This is a genomic window from Streptomyces sp. NPDC001100, from assembly GCF_053598575.1.
Window position 1 is genome coordinate 90,411 of sequence record NZ_JBSFKO010000025.1, and the last position, 14,728, is coordinate 105,138.

The 14,728-nt window shown below is 71.9% G+C and carries 13 protein-coding genes, 1 pseudogene and 1 riboswitch; of the genes and pseudogenes, 5 read left to right on the top strand and 9 right to left on the bottom strand.

The genetic code is table 11. The features are described from left to right. Positions 1-2 precede the first annotated feature (2 nt). Entirely contained in the window at positions 3-437 is a 435-nt protein-coding gene (locus ACWDEW_RS31340; protein WP_019069670.1) for a roadblock/LC7 domain-containing protein, read from the bottom strand. Positions 438-532: 95 nt separating this feature from the next. After that, entirely contained in the window at positions 533-2,641 is a 2,109-nt protein-coding gene (locus tag ACWDEW_RS31345; RefSeq protein WP_450517144.1) for an ATP-binding protein, read from the bottom strand. 488 nt (positions 2,642-3,129) lie between these two features. Here ACWDEW_RS31345 and ACWDEW_RS31350 point away from each other — a divergent pair, with 488 nt between their 5' ends. Then, positions 3,130-3,576: a hypothetical protein gene (locus tag ACWDEW_RS31350; protein ID WP_450517146.1), complete on the top strand. Its 447-nt coding sequence runs from the start codon at positions 3,130-3,132 to the stop codon at positions 3,574-3,576. A 73-nt stretch (positions 3,577-3,649) separates the two neighbouring features. Here ACWDEW_RS31350 and ACWDEW_RS31355 read toward each other — a convergent pair whose 3' ends face one another. After that, positions 3,650-4,852: an MBL fold metallo-hydrolase gene (locus tag ACWDEW_RS31355; protein ID WP_450517148.1), complete on the bottom strand. Its 1,203-nt coding sequence runs from the start codon at positions 4,850-4,852 to the stop codon at positions 3,650-3,652. A gap of 256 nt (positions 4,853-5,108) precedes the next feature. Here ACWDEW_RS31355 and ACWDEW_RS31360 point away from each other — a divergent pair, with 256 nt between their 5' ends. Then, entirely contained in the window at positions 5,109-6,287 is a 1,179-nt protein-coding gene (locus ACWDEW_RS31360; protein WP_450517149.1) for a Glu/Leu/Phe/Val dehydrogenase dimerization domain-containing protein, read from the top strand. Positions 6,288-6,331: 44 nt separating this feature from the next. Beyond that, on the top strand, positions 6,332-6,946 hold the full coding sequence (locus ACWDEW_RS31365) for a TetR/AcrR family transcriptional regulator (protein WP_450517151.1): 615 nt from the start codon (positions 6,332-6,334) through the stop codon (positions 6,944-6,946). 305 nt (positions 6,947-7,251) lie between these two features. Here ACWDEW_RS31365 and ACWDEW_RS31370 read toward each other — a convergent pair whose 3' ends face one another. The 4 genes from ACWDEW_RS31370 to ACWDEW_RS31385 all read right to left on the bottom strand — a co-directional run bounded on the left by ACWDEW_RS31370 (position 7,252) and on the right by ACWDEW_RS31385 (position 12,716). Further along, a complete protein-coding gene (locus ACWDEW_RS31370; RefSeq protein ID WP_450517219.1) occupies positions 7,252-8,037 on the bottom strand; it encodes an SGNH/GDSL hydrolase family protein in 786 nt (261 codons plus the stop codon). Positions 8,038-8,225: 188 nt separating this feature from the next. After that, complete coding sequence (locus ACWDEW_RS31375) at positions 8,226-9,134, bottom strand: M23 family metallopeptidase (protein WP_450517153.1); 909 nt, start codon at positions 9,132-9,134, stop codon at positions 8,226-8,228. 4 nt (positions 9,135-9,138) lie between these two features. Then, positions 9,139-9,301: riboswitch (cyclic di-AMP (ydaO/yuaA leader) on the bottom strand. Positions 9,302-9,602: 301 nt separating this feature from the next. After that, positions 9,603-11,675: an alpha-galactosidase gene (locus ACWDEW_RS31380; protein WP_450517154.1), complete on the bottom strand. Its 2,073-nt coding sequence runs from the start codon at positions 11,673-11,675 to the stop codon at positions 9,603-9,605. 30 nt (positions 11,676-11,705) lie between these two features. Continuing rightward, a complete protein-coding gene (locus ACWDEW_RS31385) occupies positions 11,706-12,716 on the bottom strand; it encodes a hypothetical protein (RefSeq protein WP_450517156.1) in 1,011 nt (336 codons plus the stop codon). Between the two features lie 41 nt (positions 12,717-12,757). On the opposite strand from ACWDEW_RS31385, the pseudogene ACWDEW_RS31390 reads away from it, so the two are divergent. Both ACWDEW_RS31390 and ACWDEW_RS31395 read left to right on the top strand, forming a co-directional pair. Further along, a pseudogene (locus ACWDEW_RS31390) lies at positions 12,758-13,001 on the top strand (SDR family oxidoreductase); the annotation flags it as partial. A gap of 132 nt (positions 13,002-13,133) precedes the next feature. After that, the gene (locus ACWDEW_RS31395) at positions 13,134-13,931 is read left to right on the top strand and encodes a tyrosine-protein phosphatase (RefSeq protein ID WP_450517158.1); all 798 of its coding nucleotides are present in this window, start codon (positions 13,134-13,136) and stop codon (positions 13,929-13,931) included. 18 nt (positions 13,932-13,949) lie between these two features. Here the strand turns inward: ACWDEW_RS31395 and ACWDEW_RS31400 are convergent, their stop codons facing one another. Both ACWDEW_RS31400 and ACWDEW_RS31405 read right to left on the bottom strand, forming a co-directional pair. After that, positions 13,950-14,075, bottom strand: coding sequence for a DUF6126 family protein (locus tag ACWDEW_RS31400; RefSeq protein WP_450517159.1), 126 nt, complete (start codon positions 14,073-14,075; stop codon positions 13,950-13,952). Then, positions 14,072-14,704: a helix-turn-helix domain-containing protein gene (locus tag ACWDEW_RS31405; RefSeq protein ID WP_450517161.1), complete on the bottom strand. Its 633-nt coding sequence runs from the start codon at positions 14,702-14,704 to the stop codon at positions 14,072-14,074. Before ACWDEW_RS31405 ends, ACWDEW_RS31400 begins: the two co-directional genes overlap by 4 nt. Positions 14,705-14,728: the final 24 nt, after the last annotated feature.

Below are 14,728 nucleotides of genomic sequence, written 5' to 3' on the forward strand. Positions count from 1 at the left end.
GCTCAAGGCCTCATCGCAGGGGATTCGACGGCGTGCTGGCGGGGCGCCGTCACGAGGTAGGGGCGGACGCTCTTGACCAGCATCGCCATCTCGTAGCCCAGCACGGCCGCGTCGGCCTCGCGGCCGGCCAGCACGGCGAGACAGGTGCCGGAGCCCGCGGTGGTGACGAAGAGCAGCGTCGAGTCGAGTTCGACGACCACCTGGCGGACGTCCCCGCCGTCACCGAAGCGGACGCCCGCGCTCCGGCCGAGGGAGTACAGGCCGGAGGCCAGCGCCGCCATGTGGTCGGCGCTGTCGGGGTCGAGGCCGTGGACCGACTTCACGAGGCCGTCGCAGGAGAGCAGTACCGCGCTGGTGGTGTGCGGTACGCGCTGCACGAGGCCGCTCATCAGCCAGTCGAGATCGGATACATGGCCGGTCGGCGCGTCGCTCGCCATGGTGGATCGACTCCTTGGGGTACGAAGGTCTGCGGGAGCGCGGGTGGGGGTGGGGCGCTGGGACGCCGTGGTCGTGGGGGTGGGGGCGAACGTGGTCATCCGGCTGATGCGCTCCCGTCGTGCCGGGCGGTGAGGTCGTGACCGGGCACACGCGCGTGCGCTTCGGGTATGGGCGCCGTGTCCATGTGGGGGGCGAGGGTGAGGGGCGGCATTTCTGTGTGGGGTGCGGGGGTGTGGTCGGAGCCCATGGAGGGGTTGCTCATGTAGACCCCGCCCGTGTGCACTTCGGTCGAGCGCGGGAACTCCGTGCGGTCTGTCTCCAGGTGGGCCGACTCCATGTGCGGCGCCTCCATGAGCCCCTCCCCGTGCGGCACCTCCACATGTGGTGACGCCGTGTCGGCGCGCTCCACCGACTCCGTTGCCTCCATGTGCTGTTGGGCCTCCGCGAGGCCGATACCGCGTTGGAAGGCCGCCATCAGACCCGGGTCGTGGCCGGCGGCCTGCTCGGAGTCGTGGCGGGGTGCGGGGCCGCCGCGGAGTTGGGGTGCGATGTGCTCCTGGGCGCGGCGGCGGGGCAGTTGGGGCGGCTTGCCCATGGTGCCGCGGACCGCACCGCCGCCTCGCGGGACGGGCGGTGTGGTCACGTTCGTCGCCACGGTGTGCCGGTCGTCGGGCCGGATGCCGGGTACGGCCTCCGCCGGGTTGGCCCGTTCCGTTTGGGCGCCGCGGACCGGCAGCGGCACCGGTCCGCTGCCGTTCGGCGCGGGCGCGACGGGCGGTGCGGTGTCCCGTCGTTGATGCCGTCCCGGTGCCCCGGACTCACGTCGGGGCCGTCCCGGCGCGGCAGGCGTCGCCTCAGGCGCACCCTGCGGACCGACGGCACGCCGCCCACCGGGGGCTCCACCCGTCCCACCCTGCGGAGACTGCTGCGGAGGCAGGAGTGGGCGCCCCCCGCCCATCGTGTCCTCCGGCCGCCCCACGGCGCCCGGGGCGCCCGGCGCCGTACCCAACAAGGCCTGCGGCACGACGAGTACGGCCTGTACCCCGCCGTAGATGTTGTTCTGGAGGCGGACGTGGATGCCGTGGCGGCGGGCGAGTTGGGAGACCACGAACAGGCCGATGCGGCCGTCGGCCAGCAGGCTGGCGACGTTGACCTGGTCGGGGTCGGTGAGCAGGGCGTTCATACGGCTCTGTTCACCGACGGGCATGCCGAGTCCGCGGTCCTCGACCTCGATGGCGAGTCCCGAGGTCACGAGGTTGGCGCGGAGCAGGACCTGGGTGTGCGGGGCGGAGAACACCGTGGCGTTCTCGACGAGTTCGGCCAGCAGGTGGATCACGTCGGCGACGGCGTGGCCGCGCAGGGTGCCGTCGATGGGCGGCACGAGTTTGACGCGGGAGTACTGCTCGACCTCGGCGATGGCGGAGCGCAGCACCTCGGTCATGGAGACCGGGTTGCTCCACTGTCTGCGGGAGACGGCGCCGCCGAGGACGGCGAGGTTCTCGGCGTGGCGGCGGATGCGGGTGGCGAGGTGGTCGACGTGGAAGAGGCCCTTGAGCAGGTCGGGGTCCTCGATCTCGTTCTCCAGTTCGTCGAGGATGGAGATTTCCCGGTGCACCAGGGACTGAAGGCGCCGGGCGAGGTTGACGAAGACCTCGACCTTCTGTTCGCTGCCGGCCTGGCTGGAGAGCTGGGAGGCGGACACGACGGCGGTGACGGCGCCGTCGTGGGCGCGTGCCAGGTCGGCGGCGAGCAGGTCGAAGTCGTCGGCGTCCCCCGGCGGCCGGCTGCGCGGCTTGCGCTGGGGCGGGACCTCGCCGCGACGCAGCGCCTCGACCAGGTCGCGCAGATCGGCCTCGCCGCGCGCGCTGTCGCGGCGCAGGGCGCCGATGCGGTCGCTGACGGAACCGGCCGCGCGACCGGCGGCCACGGCGGCGATCAGGATGCCCGCGCAGGTCACCGCCGTGGCTCCGGCGAGGACACCCCAGAGGGTGAGGCCGGTCCGCGCTCCGGTGGAGCGGACGGTGAACAGGACGGCCGCGCTGGCGCTCAGCGCGACCGCCACGGGCGGCAGCACGGCGAGACGCAGGAGCTGGGATCGTATGTGCGTCTCGGGCAGTGCGGGCACGGGGCGGGCGGCCGGTCGCCCGTGCCGGCCGCCCTCACGGCGGTCTGCGCGTGCGGCCGGTGCACGGAGTTGAGACATCGGCGTCCTCGTACTGGTGCGTCGGACCTGTTTGCTCGCGCGGGGTGCGCGATTCGGGCATACGCCATCGCGGTGCCGGTCGGGAGAGCCGAAAAAATCGGCCCCGCGTCGCCCGGCGGACACTCACAGTAGTCGTCAACGCATCAGGTGCGGTGGGCAGTTGACAAAGTCCCCCGGGGAGCGTCCCGCTCTGGTATGAGGCTTCGCACGGCAGACCGATAACCCCGGCGACCGCACGTCGAAGAAGGACAAAGAATCGATCGCCCCTGATCGGAAGCGGTCGCGAACGGGCGCCGGAAGTCGGGGAGTTCGACGCGGCCCGGCTCCGCCGTTCGCCTGCCGCGGACCCGGCGGCCGGGCCGAGGGGGCGTTTTAGGGCGATCCGTCCCGCCCCTCGCCACAGCCCCGGCACATCACACGCAGTGTCCGCCGGAGTCCGCCGGCGGAGCGTGCGGAACCGATCCTGTCCGGCTGGTGTCCGGACAGGAGTGGCGTCTCTTCTGTTTCTGATCCTGGTTCTCTCGCCGGTCGTCACACCGTTCGTGTTCGTGGCCGCGGCCGCGGGACTCGTCCGGCGGGCCTGTCGTCGGCTGCCGGTCAGCGGGTGGTGGCGGCTGCCCAGCGTCGAGACCTGCGCGCTGGTGGCGGTCATGGCCGGCTCGGCGACGCTCGGCGCGTACACGTGGGGCGCCATGTCGGGGTTCTACATCCTGGACCCGGACCAGATGTGCGCGGCGAAGGGTGCGGCGGGCGATCACGTCGTGACGCGGATGACGCTGCCGGTCAGTTCGCAGTGCGTCACGTCGGGCGGCGTGGGCACCGAGTTGGTGCCGGGCTGGGTGAACCCGGTGATCTTCCTGGGACTCCCCCTGCTGGCGCTCGCGCTCACGACGGGGACCTACATGGGAGTACAGCGGCTCCGCGCCCTGCGGTGAGACGTCCCCTTCGACGACGCGGCGGACTCGGCCGTCGACGCCGTCGACGCCGTCGAGGGGACTGTCGCCCGTGTCAGCGCTCGTTCGCCAGGTCGAGTTCCGCCGGGGTCGCCGCCGGCTTCGGTTCCGCCACGACCGGCTCGGCAACCCGCCAGGGGCGCGCGAGCGTGCCCCCGTGAGGCAGCCACCAGCGGTCCGTGGTCAGCTCGGCGCCCGGTTCGAAGGGCTCGCCCGGCCTCGGGGTGGCCACCGCCTGGCCCGCCGCTTCCGCCGCGTCCGCGGTCCACTCCCCCGGCTCGGCCCACGCGTGCAGCGCCAGGTTGAACGTGCCCCAGTGGATGGGCAGCAGCACCCCGTGCGCCTGCCCGCCCTGGAGGTCGAGGTGGGCGCGCATGCCCTCCTCGGGCGTCATGTGGATGTCGGGCCAGAACTCGCTGTAGGCGCCGATCTGGATCATGGTGGCGTCGAACGGGCCGTGCGCCGCGCCGATGTCCTTGAAGCCCTCGAAGTAGCCGGTGTCGCCGCTGTGGTAGATCCGGTGCTCGTCGCCGGCGACGACCCAGGAGGCCCAGAGCGTGTGCTGGGTGTTGCGCAGGCCTCGGCCGCAGAAGTGGCGGGCCGGGGTCGCGGTCAGGGTGAGACCGCCGACCTGGGTCTCCTCGTTCCAGTCCAGCTCGCGCAGCCGGTCCGGGGAGACACCCCAGTGCTCCAGGTGGGCGCCGACGCCCAGCGGCACGGCGAACAGGGTGTCCGTGTCGGCCAGCGCCTTGATCGAGGGCATGTCCAGGTGGTCGTAGTGGTCGTGCGAGATGACCACGACGTCGACGGGACCGAGGGCGGCCAGCGGCAGGGGTACCGGGTGCAGCCGCTTGGGGCCGACGAACGGGAACGGGGAGCAGCGCTCGCCCCAGACCGGGTCGAAGAGGACCCGGTGGCCGTCGATCTCCGCCAGCACGCTGGAGTGGCCCATCCAGGTCAGGCGCAGCCCGGTGGCGGCGGGCCTGGCCAGGTCGGCGAGGGTGGTGGCGTGCACCGGCAGCGTGCCGTCGGGGGCGCGGCGGGCGCGCTGCTCCTTGTCGAGGTAGGACTTCCCCATCTCGCGCATCGTGCCGCCGGACGGGCGGACGTTCGTGTTGCCCCCGGGGTTCTGGAACACCCCGTCCTTGAAGTGGGGCGATCTGCGGATGCGCGCCAGGCGCTCGCCGCTCGGGTCCGCGCCGAAGGCCGCGGGCTGCAGCGCGCGGAGCCCGGAGCTCAGGGTACGGATTCCGGTCACGATGCCTCCAGGTGGAGTCGGTCAGGCTTTCCATTATGGTCGACCCCTGTGACAACGCCGGTGCATCGGCTTCGCGGGGCCGTCATTCCAAGGAAAGACCAAAGTTCCGCGCCCGGGGTTGACGCCGCGGGGTGGAATTCGATCTTCCGTTGACAGGGCGCGGCCCTGCTTCCGATACTGACTCGCTGTTCAGTACCCGCCGACCCGGTACGCGCTTCGGCACTCGTCCTGTCGGCCCATGCCGCGAGGAGTCCGCATGACCGCCCCCTTGATGTCGCTCACCTGGACCGACCACGTCACCGGCCGCCGGGGCTTCCTGGTCGTCGACCGGCTGGTGCGCGGTGTGTCCAGCGGCGGACTGCGGATGCGGCCGGGCTGCACCCTCGACGAGGTGGCGGGGCTGGCGCGCGGCATGACCATGAAAGAGGCGCTGCACTACGACCCGGCGGGCCGGTACATCCCCCTGGGCGGCGCCAAGGGCGGCATCGACTGCGATCCCCGGGACCCGGAGTCGTACGGCCTCCTCGTCCGCTACCTGCGGGCCGTGCGGCCGTACGTCGAGAGTCTCTGGACGACGGGCGAGGACCTCGGGCTGAGCCAGGACCTGGTGGACCGGGCCGCCGCGGAGGCAGGGCTGGTGTCGTCGATCCAGGCCGTGTATCCGCTGCTCGACGACGAGGCCGCGGCGCGGCGGCGGCTCGCGGACGCGTTCGAGGTCGAGGTGGACGGGATCGGTCTCGACGAGCTGGTCGGCGGCTGCGGGGTCGCCGAGTCGGTGCTCGCGGCGCTGGACCGGGCGGGCGTGCCGCACGCGGGGACGCGGGTGGCGGTGCAGGGGCTGGGCACCATGGGCGGGGCCACGGCGCGGTTCCTCGCGCGCGCGGGGCTGTCGATCGTGGCCGTCGCCGACGTCAAGGGGACGATCGCCAACCCGGCCGGGCTCGACGTGGACGCGCTGCTCGCGGCGCGGGACGGGTACGGCACCGTGGACCGGACCGTGCTGAGACCCGGCGACCGTGAACTGCCGGGCGGGGACTGGCTGTCCGTCGAGGCGGAGGTGCTGGTTCCGGCGGCGGTGTCGTACACCGTCGACACCGTGAACCAGGAGGCGGTCACCGCCCGCTGGATCGTCGAGGCGGCCAACATGCCGGTGCTGCCGGAGGCGGAGGAACTGCTCTCCGCGCGCGGGGTCGTCGTACTGCCGGACGTGGTCGTGAACTCCGGGACGAACGCCTGGTGGTGGTGGACCCTCTTCGGCGACATCGGTGCGGACGCGGACGAGGCGTTCGCCCACACCCGGCGTTCGATGCGCGCCCTGATCGAGCTGATGCTGGCCCGCGCGGAGGCCGACGGCACGACACCGCGCGCCGCCGCGCACGCCATCGTCGCGGACCGGCTGCCGGTCATCGCGGAACGGTTCGGCTGGTACCGGTGAGGGACGGAGCGACACCTTCGCCGGCTACGGAATAGGGTGATCGGGTGGCGAGAGTGCGGTTGGGTGTGGCGGAGCGGCGGGCGGAGTTGCTGCGGGCCGCCGTCGAGCAGATCGAGGCGCGGGGTGTGGCGGCGGTCAGGATCGCCGACGTGGCCTCGGCGCTCGGGGTGAGCAACGCGCTGGTGCTCTACCACTTCTCGACCAAGGAGAAGCTGGTCGCCGCCGCGTTCGCCTTCGCGGCCGAGGACGATCTCGCGCATCTGCGCAAGCTGCTCGGCCGTCGTACGACCGCGCTGCGCCGGCTGCGGGCCGCGGTGCGCTGGTACGCGCCGACCGGGCAGGCCAAGGGCTGGCGGCTGTGGATCGAGGGCTGGGCGGCGGCGCTGCGCGAGCCCGCCCTGCTGGGGGTGACGCGCGATCTCGACCGGCAGTGGAAGCAGGCGCTCGCGGAGGTCGTCGCCGAGGGAGTGATCGCGGGCGAGTTCCACTGCGCGGACCCGAACGCCACGGCCCTGCGCCTGACGGCCCTCCTCGACGGCCTCGCCGTACAGATGACGGCGTACGCGGGCGCGGTGTCACGGACACGGGCCCTGGAGTGGGTCGACGAGGCGCTCGCGCGGGAACTCGGCCTGGAGCGGGCGGCGTTGACCGCTTCCTGAGTCGTACGGAGGGCTCGGTCCGCCGTCCTCGTGGTCGGCGCACGCCGCTGACGAGGACCTCGGCGGCGTCCGCACCCGAACAGAACGGTGCCGTTCCGCCGGCGGACGACGGTTCGCGGCCACCCGGGTGGGTGTCGGCTCGCGGAGACGGCCGGCCGCGCCACCGGCGTCCGCCCGTGCCGCTCCGCGAAGTCCGGACAGGTCTCACCGGGCGGTCCGGGCAAGCCGGACGCACCGGACGCACCCGCCGTGCCGAGCCCTGGGGCGGCACACGCCCCGGCACAGCAGCCGCACCCGTCACCCCGTCAAGCCACCCAGTCGATCCGCATCTTGATGTCGTCCGGCGACAGCGCGCCCTTGGCCTCCACGTGGTCGCCCGAGGACTCGCCGCGCAGTCGGCGTCCGATCCACGGCACCAGGTACTCGCGCGCCCAGTGCACGTCGTCGCGGCGGATGTCGAGCGTGCCGCGCGGGGGCAGGGGCGGCCAGGGCTGGTCCGGGTCGGCCGGGACCTCGATGCCGAGGACCTGACCGGCGCGGAGCGCCACGCGCGTGTGGCCCTCGGGAGAGAGGTGGAGCCGGTCGCCGTCCCAGGCCCGGCGGTCCTGGATCGTCTTCAGGGACCACAGGTCGAGCACCGGGCAGCCGTAACGGTCGGCGATGGCCCGCACATGTCCGTTGTAGGTGGCGATCTTGCCGCGCAGATGCTTGAGCACGGGCACGTTGCGGGTGTCGAAGCCGGTCGTCACCAGGACGGTGCCGACGGCGGAGGTGAGGTCGGCGACCGCGCGTTCGAAGCGCTCGGCCACCTCGTCGGGGTCGGTGCCGGGACGGATGATGTCGTTGCCACCCGCGCAGAAGGAGACCAGGTCGGGGCCGATCTCCTTGGCCCGGGCGAGCTGGTCCGCCACGATCTGGTCGAGCAGTTTCCCGCGCACGGCGAGGTTCGTGTACGCGAAGTCGCCCTCGGGCCGCCGGTCCGCGAGCAGTACCGCGAACCGGTCGGCCCAGCCGACCATCGCCCCGTCGGGCCCGGGGTCGCCGACGCCCTCGGTGAAGCTGTCCCCCACCGCCACGTACGACCCGATCACTGATCTGTTGTCACTCTTCGAATCGTTAGCCACGGCAACCATAGTTCACCCTGGACTGTGACCTACGCGATCGTATTTTAGGGTTGACGAGCGGTGAGATAAGCCACTTGTAAAGGGTTGTCCAAAGTCGGAATAAGCCCCTGGCCAGGTACGTTGACCCCGGGAACCGCCCGCGCAGGGCCCCGACGTCAGCCGACGGTGACGCCGTGCGAGCGGAGGTAGGCGACCGGGTCCACGTCCGAGCCGTAGTACGGAGTGGTCCGGATCTCGAAGTGCAGGTGCGGGCCGGTCACGTTGCCGGTCGCGCCGGAGAGGCCGATCTGCTGGCCCTCGGTCACGGTCTGGCCGGCCGAGACGGACAGCTGCGACATGTGGGCGTACTGCGAGTACTCGCCGTCCGCGTGCCGGATGACGACCTCGTTGCCGTAGGCGCCGTCGTAGGCCGCCGAGACGACCGTGCCCGCGGCGACCGCCTTGACGGTGGTGCCGGTCGGGACGACGAAGTCGACGCCCGTGTGGTAGCCGCTGGACCACATGCTGCCCGCGACGTGATAGCCGGTGCCGATGGTGCCGCCGGTCACGGGGAGGGTGTAGCCGCTGGAGGTGCTGGTGGTGTCGGCGCTCTGCGTGGCGGTCGTCCTCTTCGACGAGGAGGACGACGAAGAGGAGGAGGAAGAGGACGACGAACCGGACGACTTGGCCGTACTCGTCGTGCCCTTCTTGCCGAGGGAGAGCTTGAGGCCCGGGTGGATCAGCGAGGGGTCGGCGCCGATGGCCTCGCGGTTGTCCTGGTAGATCTTCTTCCAGCCGCCGGTGACGTCCTGGTCCTCGGCGATCTTCGCGAGCCAGTCGCCCGCCTTCACCGAATACGTCCTGACGCCTTCGGTCTTGGCGGTCGCCGCCTTCCGCGTCACCGTCTTCTCGGTCGCCGGAACCGACTGAACGGCCTTTTCCGGAGCGGAAGCCGAAGGGGCGGCATGGGCGCCGGCGGCTCCCACGAGCGGAAGCGCGAGCGCCGCGCCGCCGGTTCCCGCTACGGCTATCGAGCGGCTGAGACGCTGGGACTTCGGACGGCGGTGCTTACCCTTCGCGGGCATGACGAATTCCTCTCCGGCGCCTGCGGGGTGAGCTGTCGGGTGCGGGCTGGAGATGCCCGGCCGCGCACTGGTCGCGGCTTTACCCCAAGCCCGTTCCGGAGACCGGAACAGGCGTCCTACCTGTGGGTCCCCCGCTCCTGCCGCATACGGGTGGGTGTGTGCGGAGTCCGGTCGGCGGCAGGATTGGGCGTCCGTCCGGATTGGTGGCGAACGTAAGCGAGGAAGACGCAAAGGGACAAGCAGGAGGTTCCACGGTTTTGGGCTTCTTGTGATCTCCTGTGGGAATTCACAGTCACCCTCCGTGAATTCCCACCCGACTTCCACCTCAATTCCCCTGGAAAAGCATGTCAATTACGTGAACATGACGAGCGACGCACGGTCACGGATATGACGCTGCTCACGTACAACCCCTCAGCTTCCCTTATTCCAGAGCGAGTTGTAACGAAGGCTGCAATTCGGGCAGAAGGCTCAGATGCGACGCAGCCGGAGAACCGTCGCATCGAGGTCACCGCGCAGCCCGGTCCGCAGTCCGTGGTGCAACAGCACGGCACCTCGGTGGACTTCACCCGTTTCGAGGCATTCGTACGACGCCGTCGGGTCGAGCCCGCGCAGCCGGAGCGCCGGCACCGGCTCGCCGTAGTGCTGCGCCTGGAGCAGGGCGAGGACGACGCTCTCGTCGCCGCGCACGTACTGGACGGCGCTCAGTCCGCCGGTCGGCGGGCGCAGCCGGTGCAGGTCGCCGCGCTGGACGAGCGGCCGGATCTCCTTGTAGAGGGCGATCCACTCGTGGGCCTCGGCGAGTTCCTCCTCGGTCCACTCGGAGAGGTCGCCGCCCACACCGAGGACACCGGCCATGGCGCTCACGAACCGGAAGCGCAGGCTGCTGACCCGGTCGTTGAGCTGGGTGTTGGGGCTGTCGGTGACCCAGGCGGCCATCACGCGCGCGGGGTGGATCTGGCTGAAGCCGTGCTGGATGGCGAGCCGGTCGAGCGGGTCGGTGTTGTCCGAGGTCCACACCTGGTCGGTGCGGCTGAGGATGCCGAGGTCGATCCGGCCGCCGCCGCCCGAGCAGGACTCGAAGGCCACACCGGGGTGGGCCGCCCGCAGCCGGTCCAACAGGGCGTACAGCGCGCGCACATGGTCGACCCAGAGGCGCTGCGGATAGGCGTCGCCGGGCCAGCCCGCGTCGGTGAAGCAGCGGTTGAAGTCCCACTTCACATAGTCGATCGGGGCGCTGGAGAGGAGTCCGTCGAGCTGCTCCCAGAGGTACTCCTGGACGTCCTCGCGGGCGAGGTTGAGGACGAGCTGATTGCGGAACTCCGTCCGCTTTCGTCCCTCTTGGTACTGCACCCAGTCCGGGTGGGCGCGGTACAGGTCGCTGTCCGGGTTGATCATCTCGGGCTCGACCCAGATGCCGAACTGCATGCCCAGTGAGTGGACGCGGTCCGCGAGGGGCTTGAGGCCGGCGGGGAAGCGGTCCGGGTTGGGGGTCCAGTCGCCGAGTCCTGCGCGGTCGCTGGTGCGGGCGCCGAACCAGCCGTCGTCGACCACGAACAGTTCGACGCCGGCCGCCGCGGCGCGCTGCGCGAGGACCTCCTGCTGCTCCTCGGAGATGTCGAACTGCGTGGCCTCCCAGGAGTTGTAGAGCACGGGCCGGTCCCGGTCGGCGTCCGGGATGACGTACGTCCGCTGGTAGGCGTGCCAGGTGCGGCTGGCGCCGCCGAAGCCTGCGTCGCTCCACAGGGCGGCGAAGAGGGGCGTCGTGAAGGACTCCCCGGCGGCGAGGCTCAGCAGCCCGGACTCGTCGTACCCGGCGCCGCCGGTGATCTGCACGCGCGCGTCCGGGAGTTGGGCCACGGCGATCCGCCAGGACCCCGACCAGCCGAGGGCGCAGCCGTAGACCTCGCCGCGTTCCTCGGTCGCGTCGGTGTCGAGCGCGACCCAGGGGAGGTACTGGTGTCCGGTGTGGCCGCGACGGCTGCCGATGACCTTCTCACCGTAGGTGAGGGGGGAGCGCACCAGCCGCGACTCGGCGGCCCAGCGTCCGTGCACGTGCGACAGCTGCCACTCCTCGCGGTCGGGCAGCGTCCAGGTCGCGGAGTCGGCGCGCAGCAGCTCCAGCGGCTCGGTCCCCTCGTTGTCGAGGACCGTCCAGCGCTCCACGACGTCACCGCGCGACCGGTAGTGCAGGGTGATCGTCAGTCCCGCGTCGCGGAAGCGGAGCCGCAGCTCGTCGCCGTCGGTGTCGTAGCGGTCGAAGGTCCACTCGGTGCCGCGCCGCTCGGCCGTGCGCACCGACAGGGCGGGCCGGACGAAGCGGGGGCCGCCCTCGACCGGGTACTCCTCGCGTCCGTCGAGCGGGGCCTCGAAGGAGGGGCCGCCGGGGAGCGGGCGGGCGGCGAGTTCCTCTGCGTCGGCGAGCGCGATACGGGGACCCCAGTGGAGATGGAGCAGTTCGTCGCGCTCGGTGAGATGGACGGCGTAACTGCTCGTGGGTCCGGACAACACCCACGTACGGCCGTTCTCGGCGGTCTCCAGCATCAAGTCCCTCACAGATTCGAACAAGTCCACTCAAGCGCCAACATCATCAATGGTGCGGGCCCTGCGAGGCAACGCCTGTGGAGAACTCATAACCTGTGGAAACCCATGTGCCGCGTCCGGGTCAGCGATGCCGGCCCGGTCCGGTCGGCACTCCGCTGAAGCCGGCCGGTACGGAGGAGTTGTCGGCGAGCCAGGCTTGTACCCGGTCCGCCCGCTGCCCGTCGGCCGGGCCGGACCGGAAACAGGTGTCCAGGGTGTCGAGCAGGGCGCCGACCGCGCGGCGGCCCAGCGGCTCGCGCACCCGGTCGTACGCCTCGGCCGCGCGGTCCCGCCACAGCCGTGCGTCGTCGGCCGCCGACGGGGTGGGCGGGCCGAACGCCGCGACGACCGCCAGGCCGAGGGCGGACATCGCCCTGCGGTCGAGCGGTGCCGTGGGGCTGTCCCAGACACGGCGAAGATCGCCCGGGCCTCCTGGAAGCGGTCGCCGTGGAGGGCGAGCGCTCCGCGCAGGATGGCCGCGGCGGCGCGGAGGTCGTCCGCGCCCAGTTCGTCGGCGAGCCGCGCCACCTCCGCGAGCCGGTGCTCGGCCGTCGCGATCGCGCCCTCCCCGATGTCCAGGCAGACGATCCGCAGCGTGGAGTACGCGTGGAGCGCACGCGCGCCGATGGGGCGCAGGAGGTGGACGGCTTCGGTCCAGTGCGCGCGGGCCCGGTCGCGGAAGCCGCCGCTCTCGTCCGCGTCGCCGCACAGCACGAGGGAGAACGCCCGCGCGTAGTCGCCGCCCGCGGCGCGCGCCGCCGCGACGGCGGTCCGGCCGCGGGCGCGGGCGCCGTCGATGTCGCCGTGCTGGAGGCGGTACGTCGTCCAGTTGGTCTGCAGGACCGCCCGGTCCCAGTGGAAGGCGGTGCCCGCGATGCCGTTCTCGGCCCGTTCGAAGAGTTCCTCCACGTCGTCGTGGCGTCCGCTCAGCATGGCGTGGAGCGGCTCGTGGCAGGCTCCCAGGACTCCGACGTCGGGGTTCTTCGCCCGCCGGCACGTCACCTGGTACTGGTCGATGAAGGGGGCCGGCCTCGGCGGGCCGCGGCCCCCCGCACACCGGTGGTGTCGAGGACTTCGTCCACGAACTCGTCGACCGCGAGCTGCCGTGGGACGAGGCGCGGCGCGAGTTCATGCGGATGCACCGGCCGCAGTCCCTGCTGCAACGGCTGATCGAGCCCGAGGAGATCGCCAACATGGTCGTCTGCCTCGTCTCCGACCAGGCCTCGGCCACGACGGGCGGTGCGCCTGCGGGTCGACGGTGGCTACGTCGACTCGATCCTGCCCTGACGACGGGCCCCTCCCCTCGCGAGAGACGCTGGTCAGCGGCCCGACAACTGCCGGGCCGCAGTACGTGTGTCGTATCGTCGACAGCGTGCCCGCCGGTGAGCCGCGTCGTCGGGCCGAGTGGGAGGAGCCCTCGTGACGCAGCAGATTCCGTCGACCGAGCCGGAGTTGTCCGGAGTACGCAATTTCCGGGACGTGGGCGGGCTCCCGACGATGGACGGACGGCGGGTGCGGCAGGGTGTGCTGTTCCGCAGCGGGCATCTCGCGCACGCGACCGAGGAGGACGCCGCGTTCCTCGGCTCGCTCGGCCTGCACACGATCTTCGACTTCCGCAACGCGTCGGACCAGAAGCTGGAGGGCCCCGACGTCGAGCTGCCCGGCGTGCGCAATGTGAACCTGCCGCTGTCCGACCCGGCGGACGGCTCCGAGTTCTGGAAGATGGTCCGTGACGGCGAGATCGAGCAGCTGCGCGCGATCCTCGGCGGCGACAAGGGCGCCAACCGGATGATCGCCTCGTACCGCACGATCGTCACCGACCGCACCGCCGAGCACTCCCAGGTGCTGCGCGCGCTCGCCGAGGACAGTGTTCCGGCGCTGATGCACTGCGCGGCGGGCAAGGACCGCGCGGGCCTGTCGATAGCCGTGACGCTGCTCGCCCTCGGGGTGGAACGCGAAGCGATCGTCGCCGACTACCTGGAGTCGAACGCCAAGCACCGCCGCTACAGGGTGCGCCGCAGCGGCTCCTCCGCCACCGCCTACTCCCCCGAGGTGATGGAGCTCCTCAGCCCTCTCTTCGACGCCCGCGCCGAGTATCTGACGGCGGCCTTCGAGACCGTCGAGGAGACCTGGGGCGGCGTGGACGCCTATCTGGAACAGGGGCTCGGAGTCACCCCGGAGATCCGGGAGCGGCTGCGCGAGCGACTGCTCGACTGAACTCGCGCCCGCGGCGGGCTACTTGGCGCCCAGGGTGAACAACAGGTAGATGAAGGCCGCGAAGAGGTGGCCGACGGCGATGTAGATGAGGAGCCGTACCCACAGGGCACGGGGGAACCTGTCCTCGATGTTGTTGCCGCTCATGGTGTGTCTCCGGTGATCGGGCCCAGGCACAGGGCGGCCGTGGGACTCTGCAGCAGGGTGTGGACGAAGAGCACCTCGACGCCGTCCTCGCCGGCGGCGGCGAGGCGGTGCGGGGTGAGCGAGTCGAAGTGTGCGCTGTCGCCGGGCGCGAGGAGGTGCGCGGTGTCGCCGAGCCGCAGCCGCAGCCGCCCCGTGAGGACGTACAGCCACTCCTCGCCGGGGTGCACGCGCACGATGTCGCCCTGGGAGCCGTGCGGGATGCGGACGCGCAGCGACTGCATCCCGCGGCCGGGGGCGCCGGCCTGCCAGTACGTCCAGCCGCCCGCCCGGGTCGGTTCCATGTCGGCGGCGCGTACGACGGCTTCCCGGTCGGCGACCGTCTCGCCGAGCAGCTCCGAGACTGTCGTACCGTAGATGCGGGCGAGCGCGAGCAGCATCGGCAGCGAGGGCTGGCGCTGCCCGGTCTCCAGGCGGGAGAGATGGGCGGGCGAGAGTCCGGCCGAGCGGGCGGCGGCCTCCAGGGTGAGGGAGGCGCGGCGGCGCAGGGCGCGGAGCTGGGGTGCGACGGTGGCCGGCAGGTCGTCGGCCGGTCCGGCCGGCGGTTCCGGCTCGGTCTCGGAGGAGCTCATGCATCCATTCAGCCGGACTTTTGC

Coding starts and splice junctions, on each gene's coding strand:
- ACWDEW_RS31340 (WP_019069670.1), bottom strand. CDS start 437: ATGGCGAGCGACGCGCCGACCGGCCATGTATCCGATCTCGACTGGCTG.
- ACWDEW_RS31345 (WP_450517144.1), bottom strand. CDS start 2,641: ATGTCTCAACTCCGTGCACCGGCCGCACGCGCAGACCGCCGTGAGGGC.
- ACWDEW_RS31360 (WP_450517149.1), top strand. CDS start 5,109: ATGACCGCCCCCTTGATGTCGCTCACCTGGACCGACCACGTCACCGGC.
- ACWDEW_RS31375 (WP_450517153.1), bottom strand. CDS start 9,134: ATGCCCGCGAAGGGTAAGCACCGCCGTCCGAAGTCCCAGCGTCTCAGC.
- ACWDEW_RS31380 (WP_450517154.1), bottom strand. CDS start 11,675: ATGCTGGAGACCGCCGAGAACGGCCGTACGTGGGTGTTGTCCGGACCC.
- ACWDEW_RS31400 (WP_450517159.1), bottom strand. CDS start 14,075: ATGAGCGGCAACAACATCGAGGACAGGTTCCCCCGTGCCCTGTGGGTA.
- ACWDEW_RS31405 (WP_450517161.1), bottom strand. CDS start 14,704: ATGAGCTCCTCCGAGACCGAGCCGGAACCGCCGGCCGGACCGGCCGAC.